The organism is Rhodoferax sp. GW822-FHT02A01, from assembly GCF_038784515.1.
GTDB lineage: Bacteria > Pseudomonadota > Gammaproteobacteria > Burkholderiales > Burkholderiaceae_C > Allorhodoferax.
Genome location: NZ_CP152376.1, coordinates 2,054,475 through 2,076,589 on the forward strand (window position 1 = coordinate 2,054,475; position 22,115 = coordinate 2,076,589).

The 22,115-nt window shown below is 63.0% G+C and carries 23 protein-coding genes; 10 read left to right on the forward strand and 13 right to left on the reverse strand.

Features of this window, described 5'->3' with window-relative positions; all coding sequences use genetic code 11:
- Nucleotide 1: 1 nt before the first annotated feature.
- A complete protein-coding gene (locus tag AAGF34_RS09685; protein ID WP_342620404.1) occupies nucleotides 2–784 on the reverse strand; it encodes a class II glutamine amidotransferase in 783 nt (260 codons plus the stop codon).
- Between the two features lie 31 nt (nucleotides 785–815).
- Nucleotides 816–1,007: a 4-oxalocrotonate tautomerase gene (locus tag AAGF34_RS09690; RefSeq protein ID WP_342620405.1), complete on the reverse strand. Its 192-nt coding sequence runs from the start codon at nucleotides 1,005–1,007 to the stop codon at nucleotides 816–818.
- A gap of 68 nt (nucleotides 1,008–1,075) precedes the next feature.
- Here AAGF34_RS09690 and AAGF34_RS09695 point away from each other — a divergent pair, with 68 nt between their 5' ends.
- Both AAGF34_RS09695 and AAGF34_RS09700 read left to right on the forward strand, forming a co-directional pair.
- On the forward strand, nucleotides 1,076–2,641 hold the full coding sequence (locus tag AAGF34_RS09695; protein ID WP_342620406.1) for a glycosyltransferase family 39 protein: 1,566 nt from the start codon (nucleotides 1,076–1,078) through the stop codon (nucleotides 2,639–2,641).
- A 22-nt stretch (nucleotides 2,642–2,663) separates the two neighbouring features.
- Nucleotides 2,664–3,458, forward strand: coding sequence for a phosphatase PAP2 family protein (locus tag AAGF34_RS09700; protein ID WP_342620407.1), 795 nt, complete (start codon nucleotides 2,664–2,666; stop codon nucleotides 3,456–3,458).
- Here AAGF34_RS09700 and AAGF34_RS09705 read toward each other — a convergent pair.
- The 7 genes from AAGF34_RS09705 to AAGF34_RS09735 form a co-directional block, all read right to left on the reverse strand.
- The gene (locus AAGF34_RS09705; RefSeq protein WP_342620408.1) at nucleotides 3,377–4,246 is read right to left on the reverse strand and encodes a Rossmann-like and DUF2520 domain-containing protein; all 870 of its coding nucleotides are present in this window, start codon (nucleotides 4,244–4,246) and stop codon (nucleotides 3,377–3,379) included. The two genes, AAGF34_RS09700 and AAGF34_RS09705, sit on opposite strands and share 82 nt — an antisense overlap.
- Nucleotides 4,247–4,255: 9 nt before the next feature.
- Complete coding sequence (locus tag AAGF34_RS09710) at nucleotides 4,256–5,269, reverse strand: serine/threonine protein kinase (RefSeq protein ID WP_342620409.1); 1,014 nt, start codon at nucleotides 5,267–5,269, stop codon at nucleotides 4,256–4,258.
- 127 nt (nucleotides 5,270–5,396) lie between these two features.
- Nucleotides 5,397–6,884, reverse strand: a complete 1,488-nt coding sequence (locus AAGF34_RS09715) for a bifunctional serine/threonine-protein kinase/universal stress protein (RefSeq protein ID WP_342620410.1) — start codon at nucleotides 6,882–6,884, stop codon at nucleotides 5,397–5,399.
- The gene (locus AAGF34_RS09720; RefSeq protein WP_342620411.1) at nucleotides 6,881–7,633 is read right to left on the reverse strand and encodes a metallophosphoesterase family protein; all 753 of its coding nucleotides are present in this window, start codon (nucleotides 7,631–7,633) and stop codon (nucleotides 6,881–6,883) included. Before AAGF34_RS09720 ends, AAGF34_RS09715 begins: the two co-directional genes overlap by 4 nt.
- 72 nt (nucleotides 7,634–7,705) lie before the next feature.
- A complete protein-coding gene (locus AAGF34_RS09725) occupies nucleotides 7,706–8,512 on the reverse strand; it encodes an ABC transporter permease (protein WP_342620412.1) in 807 nt (268 codons plus the stop codon).
- Nucleotides 8,509–9,432 (reverse strand): ATP-binding cassette domain-containing protein, encoded by a 924-nt coding sequence (locus tag AAGF34_RS09730; protein ID WP_342620413.1) that lies wholly within the window; start codon nucleotides 9,430–9,432, stop codon nucleotides 8,509–8,511. The genes AAGF34_RS09725 and AAGF34_RS09730 overlap by 4 nt, the downstream gene beginning before the upstream one ends.
- A 15-nt stretch (nucleotides 9,433–9,447) precedes the next feature.
- On the reverse strand, nucleotides 9,448–10,941 hold the full coding sequence (locus AAGF34_RS09735; RefSeq protein WP_342620414.1) for an AMP nucleosidase: 1,494 nt from the start codon (nucleotides 10,939–10,941) through the stop codon (nucleotides 9,448–9,450).
- 212 nt (nucleotides 10,942–11,153) lie between these two features.
- On the opposite strand from AAGF34_RS09735, the gene AAGF34_RS09740 reads away from it, so the two are divergent.
- Nucleotides 11,154–11,864 carry a transporter substrate-binding domain-containing protein gene (locus AAGF34_RS09740; RefSeq protein ID WP_342620415.1) on the forward strand — a complete coding sequence of 237 codons (711 nt, stop codon included), beginning with the start codon at nucleotides 11,154–11,156 and terminating at the stop codon, nucleotides 11,862–11,864.
- Here the strand turns inward: AAGF34_RS09740 and AAGF34_RS09745 are convergent.
- Nucleotides 11,855–12,766, reverse strand: coding sequence for a diacylglycerol kinase family protein (locus tag AAGF34_RS09745; protein WP_342620416.1), 912 nt, complete (start codon nucleotides 12,764–12,766; stop codon nucleotides 11,855–11,857). The genes AAGF34_RS09740 and AAGF34_RS09745 overlap by 10 nt on opposite strands.
- Nucleotides 12,767–12,964: 198 nt before the next feature.
- Here AAGF34_RS09745 and AAGF34_RS09750 point away from each other — a divergent pair, with 198 nt between their 5' ends.
- A complete protein-coding gene (locus tag AAGF34_RS09750) occupies nucleotides 12,965–13,222 on the forward strand; it encodes a hypothetical protein (RefSeq protein WP_342620417.1) in 258 nt (85 codons plus the stop codon).
- A gap of 33 nt (nucleotides 13,223–13,255) precedes the next feature.
- Here the strand turns inward: AAGF34_RS09750 and AAGF34_RS09755 are convergent, their stop codons facing one another.
- Nucleotides 13,256–13,723 (reverse strand): Lrp/AsnC family transcriptional regulator, encoded by a 468-nt coding sequence (locus AAGF34_RS09755; protein WP_342620418.1) that lies wholly within the window; start codon nucleotides 13,721–13,723, stop codon nucleotides 13,256–13,258.
- Nucleotides 13,724–14,025: 302 nt separating this feature from the next.
- On the opposite strand from AAGF34_RS09755, the gene AAGF34_RS09760 reads away from it, so the two are divergent.
- The 4 genes from AAGF34_RS09760 (at nucleotide 14,026) to mmuM (ending at nucleotide 17,300) form a co-directional block, all read left to right on the forward strand.
- A complete protein-coding gene (locus AAGF34_RS09760; protein ID WP_342620419.1) occupies nucleotides 14,026–14,811 on the forward strand; it encodes a transporter substrate-binding domain-containing protein in 786 nt (261 codons plus the stop codon).
- A 52-nt stretch (nucleotides 14,812–14,863) separates the two neighbouring features.
- Nucleotides 14,864–15,535 carry an ABC transporter permease subunit gene (locus tag AAGF34_RS09765; RefSeq protein WP_342620420.1) on the forward strand — a complete coding sequence of 224 codons (672 nt, stop codon included), beginning with the start codon at nucleotides 14,864–14,866 and terminating at the stop codon, nucleotides 15,533–15,535.
- A 3-nt stretch (nucleotides 15,536–15,538) separates the two neighbouring features.
- Nucleotides 15,539–16,228, forward strand: a complete 690-nt coding sequence (locus AAGF34_RS09770) for an ABC transporter permease subunit (protein ID WP_342620421.1) — start codon at nucleotides 15,539–15,541, stop codon at nucleotides 16,226–16,228.
- Between the two features lie 130 nt (nucleotides 16,229–16,358).
- Nucleotides 16,359–17,300 (forward strand): homocysteine S-methyltransferase, encoded by a 942-nt coding sequence (mmuM, locus tag AAGF34_RS09775; protein ID WP_342620422.1) that lies wholly within the window; start codon nucleotides 16,359–16,361, stop codon nucleotides 17,298–17,300.
- A 3-nt stretch (nucleotides 17,301–17,303) separates the two neighbouring features.
- Here mmuM and AAGF34_RS09780 read toward each other — a convergent pair whose 3' ends face one another.
- Entirely contained in the window at nucleotides 17,304–19,532 is a 2,229-nt protein-coding gene (locus AAGF34_RS09780) for a malate synthase G (protein ID WP_342620423.1), read from the reverse strand.
- A 124-nt stretch (nucleotides 19,533–19,656) separates the two neighbouring features.
- Here AAGF34_RS09780 and AAGF34_RS09785 point away from each other — a divergent pair, with 124 nt between their 5' ends.
- Together AAGF34_RS09785 and AAGF34_RS09790 are read left to right on the forward strand one after the other, a co-directional pair.
- Nucleotides 19,657–20,850 (forward strand): CaiB/BaiF CoA-transferase family protein, encoded by a 1,194-nt coding sequence (locus tag AAGF34_RS09785; RefSeq protein ID WP_342620424.1) that lies wholly within the window; start codon nucleotides 19,657–19,659, stop codon nucleotides 20,848–20,850.
- A gap of 2 nt (nucleotides 20,851–20,852) precedes the next feature.
- Nucleotides 20,853–21,782 (forward strand): LysR family transcriptional regulator, encoded by a 930-nt coding sequence (locus tag AAGF34_RS09790; RefSeq protein ID WP_342620425.1) that lies wholly within the window; start codon nucleotides 20,853–20,855, stop codon nucleotides 21,780–21,782.
- On the opposite strand, the gene AAGF34_RS09795 is transcribed toward AAGF34_RS09790, so the two are convergent.
- On the reverse strand, nucleotides 21,779–22,057 hold the full coding sequence (locus AAGF34_RS09795; protein ID WP_342620426.1) for a hypothetical protein: 279 nt from the start codon (nucleotides 22,055–22,057) through the stop codon (nucleotides 21,779–21,781). The genes AAGF34_RS09790 and AAGF34_RS09795 overlap by 4 nt on opposite strands.
- Nucleotides 22,058–22,115 lie beyond the last annotated feature (58 nt).

The window sequence follows — 22,115 nt, forward strand, 5'->3', positions numbered from 1 at the left end:
GTCAAACCAGCAGTGCCCCGTCGCAAAACGCGCGCAATTCTCCGGGCTGCATTGCCACCCAATGCTCGTTGGTGGTGAGCGGCTCGGTCACCACGATGGCCAGGCGGTCATCCGGGCCATTGAGCTCGGACAGGTCTACGCTGACATCCTCGTCCTTGAGCTTCACCTCGCTGAATGGATACTGGCGCAGCACGTAATGCAGCTTGGTGCTGGCATGCGCCCACAGGGCCTGGCCGTTGCTGAGCAGGAAGTTGAAGGTGCCATGCTTGGCGATGCGTGGTGCCAAGTCGCGCAAGGTGTGGCTCAATTCTTCGACGGTGGGCACGCTGGCGTGGGACTTGTTGAGCTCCTGCATCAGCCAGCAAAAGGCCAGTTCGCTGTCAGTGTTGCCCACGGGTTTGAAATTGCCGTGCAGGGGCGGGTTGAAGTCCTTCAGGTCGCCGTTGTGGGCAAAGAACCAGTAACGGCCCCAAAGCTCACGCACAAACGGGTGGCAGTTTTCCAGTGTGACGCCGCCCACCGTGGCCTTGCGCACATGGGCCACCACGTTGTGGCTCTTGATCGGGTAGCTGCGCAGCATTTGCGCGATGGGGGAAGTGGCCGCACTTTCCTTGTCCACAAAGTGGCGGGCAGCGCGACCCGGGTTTTGCCCCTCGCTCTCGAAGAAGGCGATGCCCCAGCCGTCGGAGTGGTGGTCGGTGCAGCCACCGCGCTGCGAGAAACCGGTGAAACTGAGCGTCAGACTGGCGGGCAGTCTGCTGTTCATCCCTAGCAATTGACACATGGGTTCAGTGTACTCCCGGTTGTTGGGTGGGTTAACTTCGCGGTTCGGACCAGAGCTTGCCGCCTGTGGCCCAGTTCTCGCGCTTGACGTCGGTGAAGATGATTTCCACGGCCTCCGGCGCGGTGCCCAGCACCTCTACCGTGACGCGGGTGATCTCTTCGGCCAGCTTGCGCTTTTGTTCGACGCTGCGGCCTTCAAACAGTTCTACGTGGTAGGTCGGCATGGTTATCCTTGATGTAATGCTTGGGCGGCCAAAGCGTTGACGCGCGCGGTTTAGACTGCAGACATTGTATGAACGGACCTGCCGCCTTGCGCCTGAATAAATCGAATATGCAAACTCCCATTGCGCTTGCAGCACCTGCGCGGTCATGGCTGGCACTGGTATTTGTTCTGCACGCGCTGCTGGGCGCCAACCTGGGACTCTCGGTAGACGAGGCCCACTACGCTCTCTATGCCGTACACCCGGCACTGAGCTACTTTGACCATCCGCCGCTGGTGGGTTGGGTGCAGTGGCCATTGGTCGCACTGGATGCGCCAACGGTGTTGCTGCGGCTCATCCCCGGCCTGCTCTGGCTGGGCACCATGCTGCTGGTTTACCGGCTGGCGCTGCGCTTGTGCGCACAGTCTGCACTGCAGCTGCAGGCGGCCTGGTGGAGTCTGGTGGCGCTGCTGCTGGCGCCGCTGATGCACATCCTGGGCATTGGCCTGCTGCCCGACACCTTGCTGATGTTCTTGTCGGCAGCACTCATGCTGCAAACCCTGCGGCTGCTGGAGCCCCGGCACGCGGACAGTCCCGCGCAATGGCTGCTGCTGGGGGCGCTGCTGGGGCTGGCGGGCCTGAGCAAGTACACCGCCATCTTCAGCGCCGCGGCCGTGGCGCTGTGTCTGCTGCACGGGCACGGACTGGCGCTGCTGCGCAAGCCCTGGCTGTGGGTGGCCACGCTGCTGGCACTGGCGATGGTGAGCCCGGTGCTGGTCTGGAACCTGCAGAACCACTGGGTGTCGTTTGCCTACCAGACCCAGCATGGCGCGGGCGGCGATTGGCGCGGCCTGCATGTGCTGCGCTTTGTGCTGGTGCAGCTGTTGGCGTTCGGCCCCTTGCTGTGCTGGGGCGCCTCGGGTCTGCGTGGTGTGGCTCCCGCAGAGCGTTTGCTGGTGCTGTTCTTCCTCATTCCCTTCGCCGTGCTGGCAGCGCTGTCGGGAGGTGGCACCAGCCTGCCGCACTGGACGGCACCCGCCTGGGTGGCCCTTGCGCCGTTTGCCGGGATGGGTCTGGCCCAAAGCGTGGCCCGCGGCAAGGCCTACGCGGTGCGCGTTCTGGTGGTGTTGCAGGGGTTGGCCTGTGTGGCCCTGCCCGCCATCATGCTCAGTGCGGGCATGCCATTCATGGCGGGCAAGACGGCCAGCGCCGAGTCCACCGACGCGCCCAACCCGTTTGCCGACTTGCATGGTTGGGATCAGGCTGGCGAGCGCGCACGGCAACTGGCAGCGCAGCACGCCCTGGACGCCGTGGCCGTGCAGAACTGGACGCTGGCCAGCCGCATCGGCTGGTATGCGCGCCCGCTCAAGGTACACGTGCTGGAAGACCGCTTTGACCAGTTTGACCTGTGGGCGGGCAAGCTGGCGCCGGGTGGCAGCGCCTTGCTTGTGGATTGGTCGCAGTTGCCTTATGAAACGCCACTGGGCGCGCACGGCTTCGCCCAATGCACAATACTGGACCGGCTCAACGTCCAGCGGCTGGGGTATGACCTGGCCCATTTTGATTTCTATGCCTGCAGCGGCTGGTCAGGTGCCCCCGAGCCGCGGCTCCAATCGGCTGCCGCGCAAAAGGCGGCAGGCGCGGCGTCTCTGCCCTAGGGCTGGCATTTACACAAACTTCATGCGCACATTGCCCTTTCATATTTTTTCAGCGCGCCTGTGGCTGCTGCCACTGCTGATTCTTGTCGTGTCCGCACCGTTGTGGCTGCATGTGTGGGAACCGGGCATGTTTCTCTTCATCAACCACTTGTGCGCACCGGTGGCGGCTTCGGTATGGACCGGGTTTTCGCTGATGGGCAATGGCTGGGGCATTCTGGGCCTGACTGCGCCCTTGCTGCTGGCCGCGCCGCGCCTGATGTGGGCCTGGATCTGCGCTGCTCCGTTTGCCACCGCCTTTGCGCGCGCTGGCAAAAGTCTCCTGGTCAGCCCGCGCCCGGCAGCCGAGATCGACGAAGCGCAGATACGCATCGTGGGGGAGGTGCTGCACAACGTTTCCATGCCCTCCGGTCACACCACCACCGCCTTTGCAGTGGCCACGGCGATCTACTTTGCGCTCACACCGGCGCAGCGGAAACGCCACTGGTGGATCTTGATGCTGGCCTGTGGCACCGCCTTGTCGCGCATTGCCGTAGGCGCGCACTGGCCGGGTGACGTGGCCGTGGGCATCAGCCTGGGGCTGCTGTCTGGTTTGCTGGGGGGCGTGTTGCTGACCACGGTGCCGCAGCGCTGGCATGCACCCACCCACTGGGCCATGCGTCTGCTGGCCATGCTGGTGGCGTTTGCGGTGTACGTGCTGACCACCGATCAGCTGGACTTTGCCGAGAACGGCCCGGCTCAGTGGGTGCTGGCCTTCGTGGGCTCGGCCTCGGTCCTGACCTTTGCGATACGCAACGCCAAGGCACTCAGGGCCTCATAGGCGGCGCCGGCCTGCGCATCCCATTGACTGACCACGGCGGCCTGTCGTGCGATGGCTTGCACATCGCCCCGCGCTGCCGGACCGGTCAGGGCCTGCGCTGGCCCCATGCGGGTGATGTTGGCCACTGCGTTGGACAACAGCGTAGCGCGCAGATGGGGCAGCAGCTCCTGCGGTACCCCTGTGGCGCGCCAAGCGTCTTCGGCGACCGACTGCAGCACCGGCAGGAAGTTGGTGGCAAACACCGCGGCGGCGTGGTAGAGCACCTTGTCCTGGCTGGCCACTTCAAAGCAGTGCGCCTGGATGCCTTCAAACGCCGCACGCAGCAGGGCAATGGCAGACGGATTGCCTTCGAGCGCGCAGGCTGTTCCGGCAAATTGCCGGGCTGCCACTTCCGCAGACGCAAAGCTCAGGATGCAATGCGCGCTGGCAGTCTGCCAGCCCAGCGCAGCAAGTACCGCCAGACTGTCAGAGGACTGCGCACCACTGCAATGGAAGGCAATGGTAGGCGTCACTCCGGTTGGTGAAGCAGACAGGGCGACTGCCTCGGACAGCGTTTGCGTGACCTGGGTGATGTGCGCATCGGGCACGGCCAGCATCCAGACATCGGCGTGCTGCATGGCACGCAGGTCGGGTTTGGGCGTACCGGCGCCTATGAAATCGCACGCGGCCCGTGCGCTGGCTGCGTTGGTGGTGAGCACATCCTGCACCGCAAAGGCGCCGCTGGCCTGCCACAGCCGGCCCAAGGTCTGGCCCACGCGCCCGGCACCGATGATGTTGAGCGTCTGCATGGCGCGACCCTACACCACCAGCGGCGGATCTTCCATGGCTTCGAGTTGTTCTTCCAGCATCTGCACCTGGCCCTGCCAGTAGTCGCTGCTGCCGAACCACGGGAAATTGGCCGGAAAGGTGGGGTCGGTCCAGCGCCGCGCCAGCCAGGCGCTGTAGTGGACCAGGCGCAGCGTGCGTAATGGCTCGATCAATGCCAGTTCGGCCCGGTCGAATTCGCGGAACTGCTCGTAGCCATCGACCAGCGCGCCCAGTTGTCGCGTGCGTTGCTGCCGGTCGCCGCTGAGCAGCATCCAGAAATCCTGCACCGCCGGGCCGGTGCGCGCGTCGTCCAGATCGACAAAGTGCGGCCCCGGGCCCAGGTCGGGCGCGGCGTCGGCGGGAGTCCACAAGATATTGCCGGGGTGGCAGTCGCCATGCAGGCGCAGCACCCGGATGTCGCTGCGCTTGGCGTCGGCATTCAGGGTGTCGTGCTGGCGGACCATGGCAATGGCCTTCTCCACACCCCGTGTCCAGGCGGATTGCACATCCAGCGGCACCATGTCGTGCGCCAGCAGCCACTGCATGGGTTCTTCGGCAAAGGTCTGCACATTCAGGGCCGGGCGTGCCACAAAGGGCTTGCGCGCGCCCACGGTGTGGATGCGCGCCAGAAAGCGGCCAATCCACTCCAGCACCTCGCCGTCGTCCAGCTCGGGTGGGCGACCGCCGCGGCGCGGGCTGACGCTGAACGCAAAGCCGCCAAAATGGTGCAGGGTCTGGCCGTTCAGCACCAGCGGGCCGATGGCGGGGACTTCAAACGCCATCAGTTCCGCGGCAAAAGCGTGCTCTTCCAGAATCTGCGGGTCGCTCCAGCGTTCGGGCCGATAGAACTTGGCCACCACCGAGGTTCCGTCCTCCAGCTGCACCTGGTAGACGCGGTTTTCGTAGGACGACAGTGCCGTCAGACGCCCGTCACCGCGCAGCCCCACGCTATCCAGCGCGTCCAGTACCAAGTCGGGTGTTAGAGTTTCAAAGGCGTGGGTCATCGGACCATTGTCGCAGTTGCACGGAAACCATGATGGCGCGATGTCGGACCGCCGTCGTGGTCTTGCAGCCGCAGAAACCGCATGGTCCGCGCATCGCAAAACCAGGTGTGAATCGGCGGCGACAGCTTCAGGAAAACCGGTCAGCGTCCGAATCCGAATAGCCGCCGGCAGACGCACTGCGCTCTGCCGGTGTGCTGCCCAGATGCTCGAACGGCAGCGCCTGCTTGACCAGGATGATGGTGCAGGGCGCATCCATGGCGACCTTGATCGGCACCGTGGCCACAAAGCGCTGGGTTTTCAGGCCATGCGTGGCCGCGCCCATGACGATGACGCTGACGTTGTTGCCGCGTGCATAGTCCAGCAGGGCCTGGGCCACGTCGCTGGACTCCAGCACATGAAACGAAATTTGCTGGTCCGGTTGGTCCAGCGGCTGGGCCCATTGGCGCAGGTTGGTGAGGTAGCGCCGCTGCACATTGGTTTCGCTCTTGCGCTCATCCGATGCACTGGTCTGGTTGGGCGAGATCACCGTCACGCAAGCCAGGCGTGCGCCCGGGCGGGTACCCAGTGAGCGGGCCACCGCCTGGCGCAGGGAGTACAGCGTGGCGTCGGTCACATCGTTGTGTGGCACCGCGACCATGACGATGGGTACTTCGTTGATCTGCTGCGAGGGCACCGGGCTGGGCTGGTAGTGCATGCCCGCAGCCTTGATCCAGCGCTTGAAATGGGTGCGAAACGATGTGCCCCTGATGTTCTTGCCGCGCTCGGTCACGCGGATCTGCTCGGGGTTGGTCAGGTCAAAGGCCAGGTGCGCGCCGGATGGATAGCGCAGGGCCGCCTCGGGCTCCAGGCAGCGCATCACCACTTCCTGCAACCACGGCGGGATTTCCGGATTGAGTTTGCGGGGCGGGGTTGGGTCCATCCACAGGCGCTGGCGTATGCCCGCAGCCGTCTGCGGTTCGCCAAAAGGCAATTCGCCGGTGCACAGCTGATAGAGCATGACGCCGATGGCAAAGATGTCGCTGCGCGGATCGCCGCGTACGCCCACCACTTGCTCGGGCGCGATCCACGCAGGTGAGCCAACGGCCTTGCGCAACTGCTCAGCCAGCAGGTCGGGATAGTGCGCATGGCACGAAAGGCCAAAGTCCAGCAGCACCGCACTATCGTCTTCCCGGATCAGCACATTGGCCGGCTTGAGGTCCAGGTGCACTGTGTTCTGCTGGTGCAAGGCATGCACGGCGTGCGCCATCGCCAGCCCCAGGTGGATGATCTGACCGATCGAGGGCGGCATTTCGGAGTCCAGCCAGTGCTGCAGCGTGCGGCCGTGTACGTACTCCATAACCAGGTAGGGCACGCGGCTGAGGTCTCCGGCGGCCACAAAGCGTGGCACGTGGCTGCCGGTGAGCACCTGCATGATCTGGCTCTCGACCTCGAAGCTCACGATGTTTTCAGCGCCGTCGCCCGCTGTCATGCGCGGGATCTTCATGGCCATGTCAAAGCCGGGGCCGGGCCGGTTGTCGCTGTAGTGCACCTTGTAGATATGGGCCATGCCGCCCGAGTGGATGCAGTCTTCTATGGTGAAGCCGTCCAGTTCAGCGCCAGGCTGCAGCAGTTTCATCGGCCCTTCTCCAGTCGCTCCGCAAAGAATTCCGGTAGGCCTGCGGCGCGGATGGCGCTGGCTGCCGCCTGGTAGTCGTACCCCACCCGATGGAAAGTGAGCTGCCAGCGCTCGGTATCGATCAGGGCGTACATGGCTTCGGTCTTGCCATCGCGCGGCTGACCGACCGAGCCCACCGTGCTCAGCCACTGGCGGTGGGGCGGCACCGGCACGGCCACGCCGGGCTGAGGGATGAACTTCATCAGACCGGCGGTGGAGCCGCGGTAGTACAGGCTTTGTTCGTGAACATGGCCACCGAACACATAGCGCACACCGGGCCAGTCGGCTGCGGCATCCAGGCTGGCGGTGGCGGCGCGCTCGTCGTACACATAGCGCCACAGCTCGGGGCCGTCGGCACTGGCATGCACCAGCAGAATCTTGTCGAGCTGGGCGCTCAAAGGCAGGGCGTTGAGCCAGGCCCGCTGCAGCGGGCTGAGCTGCAGGTGGGTCCAGGCGGCGGTACTGCTGCCCACGTGCTTCACATCCGTGGGCGGGGTGACCGCCATCTCGTCATGGTTGCCCTTGAGTACGGTGGCGCCTTCTTCGGTGAGCAGCATCACACGGTCCACCACTTCGGCGGGGTTGGCACCATAGCCCACCAGATCGCCCAGAAAGGCAAAGCGTTGCGCCTTTTGGGCGCGCGCGTGCAGCAAGCAGGCCTCCAGCGCCTGGATGTTGCCGTGGATATCCGACATCAACGCCAATCTCATGCAGTCTCCGAATCGATGTTCGATTTGTTATGACCACATCATGCCCCAGCCGCCTGACGCGGAGTTTGCAATTTATTTGGCGAAACGCTTGCGGGTCAGTGCCAGGGCAATCCAGAACGATACACCCGCATACGCGGCCAGCACCAGCACATGGCGCGCCGCTTCCTGCGGCCACTGGTCCATGAAAAGCGGGCGCACCAGGGCCACGGCGCTGGCCAATGGCAGCCAGTCGGCGACCAGGCGCACGGTCTGCGGTAGTTGCTCTAGCGGGAAGAACACGCCGCTCAGGAACATCACCGGGGTGAGGAACAGGGTGAAGTAATAGGTGAAGAAGTCATAGCCCTTGGCCATGGCGTTGAACACCAGCGCCATGCAGCTGAAGGTTACCCCGACTCCAAACAAAATCGGCCAGGCCAGCAGCAGCTTGGGCGAGTGGGTGATGCCCAGCGCCAGCATCACGCCGATGATGGCGGTGACTGTGAACAGCGCCTTGAAGGCGGCCCACAGCATTTCGGCAAACACGATGTCGTCCAACCCCACCGGCGCATTCATGATGCCGTCCCAGGTCTTTTGCACATGCATGCGCGAGAAGGCCGAGTACAGCGCCTCGAACGATGCCGCCTGCATGGCGCTCATGCAGATGGAGCCGCTGGCCAGAAACAGGATGTAGGGCACGGCCACCTCGCCCTCGGGCGTGTGCACTGTGATCTTGCCCACCAGCGCACCCATGCCGTAGCCAAACGCCACCAGCCACATCAGCGGCTCGGCAATATTGCCTACCAGGCTGGGGATGGCGAGCTTGCGCCAGACCAGCAGGTTGCGCAGGAACACCGGCCAGAAGCGCAGTGTGATTCTTGGGGCGCGCCACATACCAGTCATGCGTCCTCCCGGATTTGACGCCCGGTCAGTTTGAGAAAAAGGTCCTCCAGATTGGCAGGACGGTGCAGTGTGCGCAGCTGGGGATGGGCACCCAATGCCTGCAACAGGTCGTGGGCGTTGTGGGTGTAGAAGAACACCGTCTCGCCGCTGACCTCCACGCGTGCCGCGAGCCCGCGCATGGGGCTGTCCACCAGCGCCAGCGCGCCATTGCCAAACACTTCCACCACATCGGGCTCCAGATGCGCTGCAATCAGGTCACGTGGTGTGCCCTCGGCAATCTTCTTGCCATGGTCCAGCACCAGCAGGCGCGAGCACAGGCGTTCGGCCTCGTCCATGAAATGGGTGGTGAGCAGAATCGACTTGCCTTGTTGCAGCAGCAATTGCAGGCGCTCCCACATCAGATGGCGTGCCTGCGGGTCCAGCCCGGTGGTGGGCTCGTCCAGCAGCAATAGCTTGGGGTTGTTGACCAGCGCGCGCGCCAGCGAGAGGCGGCGCTTCATGCCGCCCGACAGCTCGCCCGGCTTGGCGCCTTCCTTGTGGCTGAGCGAAGCAAAGTCCAGCAGTGAGGGAATGCGTTCCTTGATGACCTTGTCCTTCAAGCCGAAGTAGCGGCCATAGACCAGCAAGTTTTCGGCGCAGCTGAAGTCCGGGTCCAGCGTGTCCATCTGCGTGACCACACCAAGCTGCTGCTTGATGGCCAATGCGTCCCGCGGCATCTGCAGGCCGAGTGCGTGGATGGTGCCGCTGTCCGGAGCGGTCAGGCCCAGACACATGCGGATGGTGGTGGTTTTTCCTGCGCCGTTGGGGCCGATCACGCCCAGACACTCGCCCGGTGCAATCGAGAACGACAGGTCGCGCACCACCTCGGTATCGCCATAGCGCTTGACCAGATGGCTGACGCTGAAAAAGTCTTCCGCCATGCCTGCTTCCCTGTTTTATTGAAACGCCACTTCGGCAAAGCTGCGCAGCTTGCGGCTGTGCAACTGGTCTACGCCCTGCGCGCGCAGCAGCTCCAGGGCGCGGATGCCGATGCGCAAATGCTGGTCCACCCGCTCGCGGTAGAAATGGTTGGCCATGCCGGGCAGCTTGATCTCGCCGTGCAGCGGCTTGTCGCTCACGCACAGCAAGGTGCCGTAGGGCACACGGAAACGGAAACCGTTGGCAGCGATGGTGGCGGACTCCATGTCCAGCGCGACGGCGCGGCTCTGGCTGAAGCGGCGCTGCGGCGTGTTGTCGGGCAGCAGTTCCCAGTTGCGGTTGTCGGTGCTGGCCACGGTGCCGGTGCGCATGATGCTCTTGAGTGCTGCGCCCTGGATTTGCGTCACGTCGGCCACGGCCTGCTCCAGCGCCACCTGGATTTCCGCCAGCGCGGGGATGGGCACCCACAACGGCAGCTCCTCGTCCAGCACATGGTCTTCACGCACATAGCCGTGGGCCAGCACGTAATCACCCAGTTGCTGCGTGTTACGCAGGCCGGCGCAGTGACCCAGCATGATCCAGGTGTGGGGCCGCAGCACGGCGATGTGGTCGGTGATGGTCTTGGCATTGGCCGGGCCCACGCCGATGTTGACCATGGTGATGCCGGCGCGGTCTTCGCGCACCAGGTGGTAGCCCGGCATCTGCGGCAGGCGCGGCGGCTCCTTGCCCAGGGCATCCACGGGCTGCGCCGGCAGGCCTACGCGCCGGGTGATCACATTGCCGGGCTCCACAAAAGCGACGTACTCGCTGTTCGGGTCGGCCATGGCGGCACGGCCCAGGGCGATGAACTCGTCGATGTAGAACTGGTAGTTGGTAAACAGCACGAAGTTCTGGAAGTGCTCGGGGCCGGTGCCGGTGTAGTGGCGCAGGCGGTGCAGCGAATAGTCCACGCGGGGCGCGGTAAACAGGGCCAGTGGCAGCGCTTCGCCGGGCTTGGGTTCGTAAGTGCCGTTGGCAATGCCGTCGTCCATGGCGGCCAGGTCGGGCAGGTCGAATACGTCGCGCATCAGCGCGCGGCGGTCGGCCGACAGGTTGCCTTCCAGATGGTCGTGTTCGGCAAACGAGAAATGCACGGGGATAGGCTGCGAGCTGGTGCACACCTCCAGCTCCACACCGTGGTTTTCCAGCAGCAGGCGGAACTGTTCCAGGTAGTAGTCGCTGTACAGGTCGGGGCGGGTCAGCGTGGTCTCAAAACGGCCCGGCCCAGCCACGAAGCCAAAGCTCAGACGTGCTGCGTCCGAGGTGCCCACACGCGACACGGTGTCGGTGTGGATGCGCACCATGGGGTAGCAGGCGCGTACGTGGTCCATCTGCTCGTCACCGGAAACAAAGCGCTGCATGGCAATACGCAGGTGCTCGATGCTGGCGTCATAGATGCGGCGCACCTGGGCCAGCGCCTCAGCGGCATCGGTGAAACTCTGGGGGGCTATGAAGGGAGGACGTATGGGCATGCGTCTATTGTGCCTTTGTTGGTCATGAGTCTGTTGCCGCTGCTGTGCGCTTTTCGCCGTCAGGATTTGATCATGCAGGAAAGGACAGCGAAGAGATAATGACCTGAAAGCCTCCAGTACTTCAGCTTTTCTCCCTTCAAGCAAAAGACATGCGGATTTTCTCAGCAAGGCGACCCGGCACTTATAGACGGCCACTATGGCTGGCAGTGCTATTGGCGTTCATCGGAAGCGCCAATGCGGCGGAGTTGCGATTCGTGCTGGACCATAGCATCTCTGCGCCGCTGGTGATTGCGGAGCGCCAGGCAGACCAGCCCGGAGCAAAAGGTGGAATCCTCGTTGATCTGGAAAGCGCCATAGCCCGAGAGCTTGGGTATGACGCGGTCTTTCAGTCCATTCCGCGCAAGCGCGTCGAAGAAGTCCTGCAAAGCGGCAGCATGCACGTGCTGTGCCACACCCGTCCCGTCTGGCTGAAGGAGCCGGACAAGTTGCAATGGAGTAGCGGGTTCCTGTCCACCGCCAATCTGCTGGTGAGGAACAAGGGGGGGCAGAAGCTTCGCAGCCTGCAAGACCTGACCCGCGGCAAAGTGGGTACGGTACTTGGCTATGTGTACCCGGAACTTCAAACACAGTTCCAGTCCGGCCTGCTGGCACGCGATGATGCCGAGAACGAAGTCACCAACTTGGCCCGATTCATGGCCAACCGGGTGGACTACTTCATTTCAGAGCAATTGTTTCTGGACTATCAGCTATTGAAGAAGCCAGAGCTCAACGCTTTTGTGAGCAACAGAATGGTCGCCGACAAATTTGAAACCCGTTGCGCGATGAGCAAGCTCACACCCGTCAGCGTCACGCAATTTGACGCTGCGGTGGCAAATCTCAAAAAACGGGGGGAGTGGGACGCCATCCTGGTGACCTATCGTTGATTCCTTGAGCCGTTACTGCGCACCACGCGCAAGGCGGCGGGCGCTACTCTCACTGACAGTGTGGACGATTCGCCGACGTATTCACCGTCCGTTGCCAGTGGCAGTGGTTGATCGGATGCAACGGCCATGGTGTGGAAGGAGCGATTGAGAACGCGCGGATGGTTCAAATGGCGCCCCAGCAGCAGGCGCGGCAGCATGACAAGGGTTTGTGGCACGTTGAACCGTCCGGCAATCAGCACGTCCAGCTTGCCATCGTCGATCCGCGCATGGGGGACCGCGGGCATGCCACTGCCATAGCTGGGCGTGTTCAGGGTCGATGCAAACAGGGTGGTGCCGCTGTGCAGGTCCTCGCCATCGAGGGTGACCCGCATGTCCCACGTCTGCAGCGCAGACAACTCACGCAAGGTGGCCAACAGGTAGCGTGGCAAGCCGCGCAGCCAGCGCGGGCCATGCAAGGCCTTGAAGCCTACCGCTGAGTCAAAACCTACGGTCAAGCTGGAAAGAAATGGGCGCTCTTCTGTGGGTGTGCGCATCCAGCCCACGTCCATGGCGCGCGGCGGAGTCGATTCGATCAGTTGCAACGCAGCCTGCCAGGAAAGGCCGGCAATCCCCAGTGCGCGGGCCACGTCGTTGCCGCTGCCGCGTGGGATCAGGCCCAGGGTCAAGTCATTGGAGAGAAACGCCGGCAGCAACTGGTTGATGGTGCCGTCGCCGCCTACCAACGCCACGGTGGCGCCCCGCGGAAGAGCGCGCAGCCAGTCCAGGGCTTGTGGCACGGTATCGGCCACCTTGACGGTGGCAGGAGTGGCTTGTGCGGCGGCCCAGGCCTGCAGGGCCGGAATCAGCGCGCGTGCTCTGCCTCCACCGGCATGGGGATTGATCAAAAGGTGCGGTGTTTGCATGCGGCGGCAGTAAACCAGAGACTCTTGCTGTCTGTCAAAGTGTGTTTCGGGGCATTCTGCACGGCTTGGGGTAGAGTGCGGGGCATAAATTGACCAATTTGTCGGAGTGCGTTGGTGTCCATACACAGAAAATCACCGAAGCCGGAAGTCGGCTTTCCTACTCTTCAGTGGGAGGACGAGGAATTGGACACCCGTCCCATGGCTATGCACGAGCGCCCGTTGCAGGCCCGTGTGGACTGGAATCTGGCCATAGTTGCGGAGCGTCACGTACGTGTGGCACTGGCCATCGAAAAATTCTGGGGCCACCGCGACTGCGTGGAGTACATCCAGGGCCTGGTGCTCAACGGCTACAACGAAGGGCAGAAGCGCATGGGCTTCAAGCCCGAGGTGGTGACCGCCCTGATGAGTCTGGTGGAGCTGCACAAGCTCGCGTTTGGCGAGCAGGGCAAGGGCTAGACACGCAAGTTGGCTGCCCGGTTTTTTGGGGCCTCAATCGCTGACGGGTACGTACATGTCGAACTTCATCGCGTCGATCACCACGTTGGTGGTCATGCGGATGACCTGCGGTACCTCCGCCATTAGCCGGGCGGACAGTGCGTCGTATTCCTTGACACTTTTGCTGAGGATGACCATGACCAAGTCCACCGCGCCTGTCACGTAAAAGAGCTGTTGCACCTCGGGTTCTTTTTGGACCCAGGCACGGATGCGGGGCAAGGCCTCGTAGTTGTCCTTGAGCTCAATGCCGGCAATGAACTGCATGTGCGGACCCAAGGAGCGCGGGTCAACGACGGCGACTTCGGCGGTGATGACCTTGTCGGTACGCAAGCGGCGCAGCCGACGCTGTACTGCGGAGGCCGAAAGCCCTACCGCCTCGGCAATTACTTCCGCGTTGACCTGACAGTCGCGTTGTACAAACTCCAGAATCTTCCGGTCGAACGGGTCCAAGGTGGTTTCCATCGTTTCATTGTAGGCAACTGGCGATTGCGACGTCATTCGGCGTCTATCGGTCATTTGGCGCGGGTTTTCTGCAAAAAGCAGACCAACAACGCGGCTCCGCGGCGTTTCTTTTTAGGAAACTTGAGCTTCCTTTGCGCCTCAAAAGCGCAATTTTGGTCAAGCTAGGCGAGTCCGTTCTGACTGCTGTCTATATGCAACTTCATGCTGCCTATAGGCGTTTGGACGGGTTGTGCGTGCTTGATGGTTGCCCTTGATCGGGTTGGTTGAGGCTGCTGTTGCAGCCGTATCTGGAGGAATTGAAATTGAAGCGTCAGATTTTGAAGAGTTTGCTGGGTGGTTTGTTGATGGCCGCAGGCGTGGCCTATGCACAAGATGTGGTGCGCATAGGCACCCTGTCGGATTACCCCCCGTTTGAATACAAGGATGCTTCGGGCCAACTCAAGGGCATGGAAATCGAGCTCGGCAATGTGATCTGCAAACAGATCCAGGCCAAGTGCGAATACGTGACCATGGACTTCGATGCCCTGATTCCGGCGCTCAAGGCCAAGAAGATCGATGCGGTGTTGGCACAGATGTCCATCACCGACGAGCGCAAGAAGGTGGTGGACTTTACCGACCTCTTCACCCTGGCTCCTGTGCAATACGTAGCCAAGACAGGCTCCGGCATCAGCGAAGATCCTGCCACCTTGCGCGGCAAGACCGTGGGCGTGTACAGCGGCTCCAACCACGAGACATACCTCAAGAAGCGTCTGCCCAAGGGCAAGTCCGGTATTTCCACCAAGTCCTATCCCAACCAGGATGCCATCTGGCTGGACCTGGAGGCTGGTCGCATCGCAACCACGCTGACCGACACCACCGTGGCGTATGAGTGGCTGGTCAAGACCGGCAAGGCCAAGGGATTTGACTTTGCCGGCCAGCCGCTGAATGACGTGGAAATGTTCGGCGAAGGCACCGGCATTGCCGTGCGCAAGGGCGACCCGTTGAAGGCGCGTCTGAATGCTGCCATCAAGAAGGTGCTGACCGACGGCACGTTTGCGGCAGAGAACAAAAAGGTATTCCCCTTTAGCATTGCCCCCACGGTCAAGTAATTGGGTCGTCGTCACGGCCTGCGGGCTGTGACGACGCTCCCCTGGAGGTGTGATGGATGTTTTGCAGGCCTATGCAGGCCAGTTGCTGCAAGGTGCGCTGATGACAGTGCAACTGGCCTGCACGTCCCTGGTGTGCGGGCTGCTGTTGGGGCTGGTGTTTGCGGCATGCCAGCTCAGCCGCCATGCCTGGCTGCGCCGCCCGGTGGCGGTATTGGCTGGCGTGTTGCGTGGCGTGCCTGAGTTTCTGGTCGTGCTGGTCTGTTACTTTGGCCTGTCCAACGCCATCAACACCTATTGGGATGGCGCCCTGGATATCAGCCCATTTTTTGCTGGCGTGGTGTCACTGGCATTGGTGCTGGGCGCGTATGCGTCCGAAGTGTTTCGCGGCAGCTTCGTGGCGCTGGAGCGCGGGCAACTGGAGGCAGCGCGTTCCCTGGGCCTGACCCCGGTGCAGACATTTTTCCTGGTGCGCTTGCCGCAAGCCTGGCGCATCGCCCTGCCAAGCCTGGGCAATCTGTGGCAGTCCTTGCTCAAGGACACCTCGCTGGTTTCCGTCGTCGGGCTGGAAGACTTGTTGAAGAAATCCAATATGGCGGCGCAGGCGTCCCATGAACCTTTTCTGTTTCTGCTCACTGCGGCCGTGATGTACTTTGTGCTCCTGGCCCTGACGGAACCGCTGGTCTCCACCCTGGAACGCCGGGCGCAGCGTCCCTATCTGCGCTAGCCCATGGAAGCACTCTTATCCGACTATCTCGCCGTGTTGCGCGACAACAGCGCCGAACTGTGGGATGGCTTGGTCATCACGCTGGAGCTGTGGACCGTGTCGTCCGTGGTGGGGTTGTTGCTGGCGCTGGGGCTGGCATTGGGCGCAACCCAAGGCGGCCCCTGGGTGCGCAGAATGGTGCGAGGCTATGGCGCTGCGTTTCGTGGAACCCCGCTGCTGGTGCAGATGTTCCTGCTGTACTACGGACTCAGCCAGTTCGAATGGGTCCGTGCATCGCCCTTCTGGGTGCTGTTTGAAGACGCCTTCTATTGCGGCCTTATCGCCCTGACGCTCAATATTGCCGCCTACATGGCAGAGGACATGCGCGCCGCCATCCTGGCCATTCCCCACGGTCAGCTGGAGGCGGCTGCGGCCTATGGCATGGGGCGCCTGGACATGCTGCGGCGCATCGTCTTGCCCCAGGCCCTGCGCATTGCAGCCCCGGCCTTGGGCAATGAAGCCGTCTCCCTGCTCAAGGCTACGGCCCTGGTCAGCACCATCACGGTGTTTGACCTCACCGGCATCGCCCGGCGCCTGTCCAACGAGTCCTACACAACCGATGCGCTGGTGCTGGCCGGCGTGGTGTATGGGGGCATGACCCTGACCATCACTGCGGGCGTGCACCTGTTCGAGAAACGCCACAAGCTGTATTGAGCCGTTGGCGCCCGCAGCCCGCCGCTTTATGCGTTTGCGCGCTTCCCGCCCGCGGCTCAGGGGCGCATATTGCAGCCGTCATGCATGCGCTTTGGATAACCTGACCGCCAGTTTTTGAATGAATGCAAGCATGTTGAACCCCATTGAAATCTTTCTCGCAAACGACCGTCTCATGGTGCTGGACGGCGCACTGGCTACCGAGCTGGAACGCCGTGGCGCCAACCTGAATGATCCGCTCTGGTCCGCCAAGCTGCTGATCGAGCAGCCCGAGCTCATTCGCGCCGTGCACGCAGACTATTTTCTGGCCGGTGCCGACGTGGCCACCACGGCCAGCTACCAGGCCACCTTTGAGGCCTTTACCCGCCGTGGCATGAGCCGTGCGCAGGCGGCCGACCTGATGCGCCTTTCCGTCAAGCTGGCCCAGGAGGCACGCGATGCCTTCTGGGCCGAGCCCGCCAACCGCGTCGGTCGCATCCGCCCTTTGGTGGCGGCGTCCGTTGGCCCCTATGGCGCCATGCTGGCAGACGGTTCGGAATACCGTGGCAACTACGGCCTGGACCGTGCCGCACTGGCCAACTTCCACCGCGAGCGTCTGCAGGTGCTGGCCGCCTCGGGTGCCGACCTGCTGGCCTGTGAAACCATTCCGTGCCTGGACGAAGCCCTGGCCATTGCCGATGTGCTGGCCGAGCAGCCAGACACGGTGGCCTGGATCAGCTTTGCCTGCAAAGACGGTGAGCACAACGCGCAGGGTGAGCGCTTGGCCGACTGTGTGGCCGCGCTGGAGGCCTATCCGCAAATCGTGGCTATCGGCGTGAATTGCACCGCGCCGGAGTATGTTGCCAGCCTAGTGGAACAGGCCAAGGCCCACACCAGCAAGCCGGTGCTGGCCTATCCCAACTCCGGCGAACACTACGACGCCGAGGGAAAGGTCTGGGCCGGCGTCAGCCCACAGGCCGCAGCCTACGCAGAGCAAGCCCACCGCTGGCAAGCCAAGGGCGCACGGCTGATTGGCGGCTGCTGCCGCACCGGCCCGGATGACATCCGCGCGGTGCGTCGGCTGGTTACCGCCTGAGGCTTACGCAGCCGCCTTCACCTTCAACCGCCAGGCGTGCAGCAGCGGTTCGGTATAACCGCTGGGCTGCTCCAGGCCCTTGAACACCAGGTCGGTGGCGGCCTTGTAGGCCATGCTGGTGCCAAAGTTGCCAGCCATGTTCTGGTACAGCGGGTCACCGGCGTTCTGTTTGTCCACCACGGCGGCCATGCGCTCGAAGGTCTCGGTGATCTGGGCTTTGCTGACCACGCCGTGGTGCAGCCAGTTGGCCATGTGCTGGCTGCTGATGCGCAGCGTGGCACGGTCTTCCATGAGGCCGATGTTGTGGATGTCGGGCACCTTGGAGCAGCCCACGCCCTGGTCCACCCAGCGCACCACGTAACCCAGAATGCCTTGGGCATTGTTGTCCAGCTCCTGCTGCTTCTCGGCGTCGGTCCAGTTGGGGGCGGCCGCTACGGGGATGGTCAGCAGGCCATTGAGCAAGGTGTCGCGTTCCTTGTTGGCGTTGATCTTTTCCAGGCCCTTTTGCACGTCGCTCACCAGCACCTGGTGGTAGTGCAGCGCATGCAGCGTGGCGCCGGTGGGGCTGGGCACCCAGGCGGTGTTGGCACCGGCCTTGGGGTGGGCAATCTTCTGCTCCAGCATGGCCTTCATCAGGTCGGGCATGGCCCACATGCCCTTGCCGATCTGTGCCCGTCCGCGCAGGCCGCAGGACAGGCCCACCAGCACGTTGTTGCGCTCGTAGGAGCTGATCCAGGCGCTGGTCTTCATGTCGCCCTTGCGGATCATGGGGCCGGCCTGCATGGCGGTGTGCATCTCGTCGCCGGTGCGGTCCAGGAAGCCGGTGTTGATAAAGGCTACGCGGCTTTGGGCTGCGGCAATGCAGGCCCTCAGGTTCACGCTGGTGCGGCGCTCTTCGTCCATGATGCCCAGCTTGACGGTGCTCTTGGGCAGACCCAGCACTTTTTCCACGCGGCCAAACAGCTCGTCGGCAAAGGCCACTTCGGCGGGGCCGTGCATCTTGGGTTTGACGATGTAGACCGAGCCCTTGCGCGAGTTGCGGATGGCGTCTTTCTTGGTGCGCTGCAGGTCGTGCAGGGCGATGGTGGTGGTCACCATGGCGTCCAGAATGCCCTCGGGGATTTCGCGGGTGCTGCCGTCTGCTGCGGTGTAGAGGATGGCCGGGTTGGTCATCAGGTGGCCCACATTGCGCACGAACATCAGCGAGCGGCCGTGCAGGGTGACCTTTTTCTTGCCGTTAGGCGCGGTGTAGATGCGGTCGGCGTTGAGGCCGCGGGTGAGCACCTTGCCGCCTTTTTCAAACGACTCCACCAGCGTGCCTTGCAGAATGCCCAGCCAGTTGCCATAGGCCTGCACCTTGTCGTCGGCATCGACCACGGCCACGGAGTCTTCCAGGTCCAGGATGGTGCTGAGTGCGGCTTCCAGCACCAGGTCACTCACGCCGGCTGCGTCGGACTTGCCGATGACCGTAGTGCGGTCTAGACGCAAGTCCAGATGCAGGCCGTTGTGCGCCAGCAGAATGGAAGAGGGGTTCTTGGCATCGCCCTGGAAGCCGACCAACTGGTCGTTGTCCTTGAGCTTGGACGTGCCGCCTTCGGCCAGAGAGACCACCAGGTGACCGTCCTTGATGCGGTAGCCGGTGGAGCCCACATGCGAGCCCTTCTTGAGGGGTGCGGTGCGGTCCAGCACGTGGCGTGCGTATTCGATGACCTTCTTGCCGCGCTTGGGGTTGTAACCCTTGGGGCCGACTTTCTCGCAGCCTTTGTCTTCGCTGATCACATCGGTGCCATACAGCGCGTCATACAGGCTGCCCCAGCGTGCGTTGGCGGCGTTGAGTGCGTAGCGGGCGTTGGTGATGGGCACCACCAGCTGCGGGCCGGCCTGTTTGGAGAGTTCGCTGTCTACGTTGGATGTGGTGATCTTGACCTTCTTGGGTTGCTCCACCAGGTAGCCGATCTTTTCCAAGAAAGCCTTGTAGGCCGGCATGTTGGTGATGGGGCCGGGGTTGGCCTTGTGCCAGGCGTCCAGCTCGGTTTGCAGGCGGTCGCGCTCGGCCAGCAGCGCAATGTTCTTGGGCGCCAGATCGGCCACGATGGCGTCAAAGCCCTTCCAGAAAGCCTCCGGCGTAACGCCCGTTCCGGGCAGTACCTTGGATTCAATGAACTGGTGCAGATTGGTTGCCACCTGCAGGCGATGGACCTGGGTGCGGGGAGTGCTGGAGGAGGTTGCCATGGAATGCCCTGTTGAAAAATAAAACCGAGAGATTGAACCGATTGCCCTACTGTATTCGATACTTATCCATTCACTATATGGAAAAATATCAATCTATTCGTGACAAAAAAGAAGGTAGTAGCACATGACCACTCCCAGCAAACCCCTTCCACTGGCCGGTATCCGCGTGGTCGAGTTCACCCACATGGTGATGGGCCCCACCTGTGGCATGGTGCTGGCAGACCTGGGGGCCGAGGTCATCAAGGTCGAGCCCCTGGGCGGTGACAGCACCCGCAAGCTGCTGGGCAGTGGCGCGGGCTTCTACCCTCTATTCAACCGCAACAAGAAGAGCCTGGCCATTGATTTGCAGAGTGCCAAGGGCCGGGAGGTGGTGCTGCGCCTGATTGCCACCGCCGACATCGTCAGCGAAAACTTCAAGGCCAGCACGATGCAAAAACTGGGCCTGGACTATGCCACCCTGAGCAAGTTGGACGCGCGCCTCATCTACGTCAGCCACAAGGGCTTCCTGCCCGGCCCCTACGACCACCGCACCGCGCTGGACGAAGTGGTGCAGATGATGGGCGGGCTGGCCTACATGACCGGGCGCCCCGGCGACCCCTTGCGCGCGGGCAGCAGCGTGAACGACATCATGGGCGGCATGTTTGGCGCCATCGGTGCCATGGCCGCGCTGATGCAGCGCCAGCACACCGGCAAGGGGCAGGAAGTGGAGTCCGCGCTGTTTGAGAACAATGTGTTCTTGGTGGCCCAGCACATGATGCAGTTCGCCATCACCGGCAAGGCGCCCGACCCTATGCCGCAGAAGATATCGCCCTGGGGCATCTACGACGTGTTCAGCGTGCGCAACCAGGAGCAGATCTTCTTGGCGGTGGTGGGCGACACACAATGGGCGGTGTTCTGCAAGGGCTTCGGCTTTGACGACCTGCATGCCGACACGCGCCTGACCACCAACAACGACCGGGTACTGGCGCGCGCCTGGCTGATACCCCTGCTGCGCGAGCGTCTGGCACACCACACTGCCGCGGAACTGGCAGCCGTGTTTGAACAGAATGGCCTGCCGTTCGCCCCCATCACCGACCCGCAGCATCTGTTTGAGGACCCGCACCTGCAGCAGACCGGCGGCCTGGCGCCCATGACCCTGCCCGACGGGCGCCAGACGCAGGTGCCGTTGCTGCCGCTCAAGCTGGATGGTGAACGTCTGGGGTTGCGCCTGGACCCGCCCAAGTTGGACGAGCACGGCAGCGAACTGCTGCTGGGCTTGGGCTATTCCGAATCGGACATTGCCGCCATGCGCGCTGACGGCATCCTGTTGCCCGAGTAGCCATGTCACAGGACAAACTCAAGCAGATGGAGTCCTTTGTGGCGGTGGTGGCGCGCGGCAGCCTGACCGCCGCTGCCCACGTGGAGGGAGTGGCCCCGGCCATCATCGGGCGGCGCATGGACGCGCTGGAAGAGCGACTGGGTGTGAAGCTCATGGTGCGCACCACGCGCCGCATCACGCTCACGCACGAGGGCAGCGCCTTTCTGGAGGACTGCCAGCGGCTGCTGTCGGACCTGGCCAACGCCGAAGCCAGCGTCAGTGCCGGCGGGGTCAAGGCCAGTGGCCATTTGCGCATCACGGCGCCGGCGGGTTTTGGCCGGCGCCATGTGGCGCCGCTCATTCCCCGTTTCTACGAGCGCCACCCGGAAGTCACCATCTCGCTCAACCTGAGCGACCGGGTGATAGATATTGCAGGCGAGGGCTTTGACTGTGCCGTGCGCGTGGGCGACATGCCGGACTCTTCACTGGTGAGCGTGCGTATGGCGGATAACCGGCGGCTGTGTGTGGCCACGCCCGACTATCTGGCGCGCCATGGTGTGCCCCGTTCACCCGCGGATCTGCCGCGCTTCCACTGCCTGACGCTGTCCAGCGACGCCTCGCAAACGCGTGGCTGGGCTTTCCAGATGCCGGGCGGTGAGGTGAACTATCTCAAGCCTGCAGGCCCCTTGGACTGCTCGGACGGGCAGGTGCTACATGACTGGTGCCTGGCCGGCTATGGCATTGCCTGGCGCAGCACCTGGGAAGTGGAGGCAGAAGTCGCAGCAGGCAAATTGGTGGCTGTATTGGAGGAATTTACGGCACCACCCAATGGCATCTACGCCGTGTTCCCGCAGCGCAAGCACATGCCGCTGCGGGTACGGCTATGGATCGAATTCCTCAAGGACCATTACGCCATGCCCGACTATTGGCAGGCGGTGGCGCGCCAGTCTTAGAGTTCTTCAGCGGGGACGTCGAACGCGTCTTCGAGGGTGTCGCTTTCCATCGTGGCGATTTCGGCGGCTTGCACGCCATTGAGCTGGTGGCGATAGGCCAACAGGGTGTGGCGGGCACTGGCTTCATCGTCGCCTTCGTCATCGGCATCGGCAGCCGCCAGGTGGTGTTTTGCTGCCACGGTGAAGTGGTGGGCGGCTATGCGGTGGTAGTCGCCGATGGTTTCAAATTCTTCGTCCACCGCAACTTCCGCGTCAAGAATGGTCTGGTCGTTCATAGGTACTCACTTTGGGCTGAACCACGGCACATGCCGCGGTTGCAGCTTCACCCTTCCG

Coding starts and splice junctions, on each gene's coding strand:
- AAGF34_RS09685 (WP_342620404.1), bottom strand. CDS start 784: ATGTGTCAATTGCTAGGGATGAACAGCAGACTGCCCGCCAGTCTGACG.
- AAGF34_RS09690 (WP_342620405.1), bottom strand. CDS start 1,007: ATGCCGACCTACCACGTAGAACTGTTTGAAGGCCGCAGCGTCGAACAA.
- AAGF34_RS09695 (WP_342620406.1), top strand. CDS start 1,076: ATGAACGGACCTGCCGCCTTGCGCCTGAATAAATCGAATATGCAAACT.
- AAGF34_RS09700 (WP_342620407.1), top strand. CDS start 2,664: ATGCGCACATTGCCCTTTCATATTTTTTCAGCGCGCCTGTGGCTGCTG.
- AAGF34_RS09705 (WP_342620408.1), bottom strand. CDS start 4,246: ATGCAGACGCTCAACATCATCGGTGCCGGGCGCGTGGGCCAGACCTTG.
- AAGF34_RS09710 (WP_342620409.1), bottom strand. CDS start 5,269: ATGACCCACGCCTTTGAAACTCTAACACCCGACTTGGTACTGGACGCG.
- AAGF34_RS09715 (WP_342620410.1), bottom strand. CDS start 6,884: ATGAAACTGCTGCAGCCTGGCGCTGAACTGGACGGCTTCACCATAGAA.
- AAGF34_RS09720 (WP_342620411.1), bottom strand. CDS start 7,633: ATGAGATTGGCGTTGATGTCGGATATCCACGGCAACATCCAGGCGCTG.
- AAGF34_RS09725 (WP_342620412.1), bottom strand. CDS start 8,512: ATGACTGGTATGTGGCGCGCCCCAAGAATCACACTGCGCTTCTGGCCG.
- AAGF34_RS09730 (WP_342620413.1), bottom strand. CDS start 9,432: ATGGCGGAAGACTTTTTCAGCGTCAGCCATCTGGTCAAGCGCTATGGC.
- AAGF34_RS09735 (WP_342620414.1), bottom strand. CDS start 10,941: ATGCCCATACGTCCTCCCTTCATAGCCCCCCAGAGTTTCACCGATGCC.
- AAGF34_RS09745 (WP_342620416.1), bottom strand. CDS start 12,766: ATGCAAACACCGCACCTTTTGATCAATCCCCATGCCGGTGGAGGCAGA.
- AAGF34_RS09750 (WP_342620417.1), top strand. CDS start 12,965: ATGGCTATGCACGAGCGCCCGTTGCAGGCCCGTGTGGACTGGAATCTG.
- AAGF34_RS09755 (WP_342620418.1), bottom strand. CDS start 13,723: ATGGAAACCACCTTGGACCCGTTCGACCGGAAGATTCTGGAGTTTGTA.
- AAGF34_RS09765 (WP_342620420.1), top strand. CDS start 14,864: ATGGATGTTTTGCAGGCCTATGCAGGCCAGTTGCTGCAAGGTGCGCTG.
- AAGF34_RS09770 (WP_342620421.1), top strand. CDS start 15,539: ATGGAAGCACTCTTATCCGACTATCTCGCCGTGTTGCGCGACAACAGC.
- mmuM (WP_342620422.1), top strand. CDS start 16,359: ATGTTGAACCCCATTGAAATCTTTCTCGCAAACGACCGTCTCATGGTG.
- AAGF34_RS09780 (WP_342620423.1), bottom strand. CDS start 19,532: ATGGCAACCTCCTCCAGCACTCCCCGCACCCAGGTCCATCGCCTGCAG.
- AAGF34_RS09785 (WP_342620424.1), top strand. CDS start 19,657: ATGACCACTCCCAGCAAACCCCTTCCACTGGCCGGTATCCGCGTGGTC.
- AAGF34_RS09790 (WP_342620425.1), top strand. CDS start 20,853: ATGTCACAGGACAAACTCAAGCAGATGGAGTCCTTTGTGGCGGTGGTG.
- AAGF34_RS09795 (WP_342620426.1), bottom strand. CDS start 22,057: ATGAACGACCAGACCATTCTTGACGCGGAAGTTGCGGTGGACGAAGAA.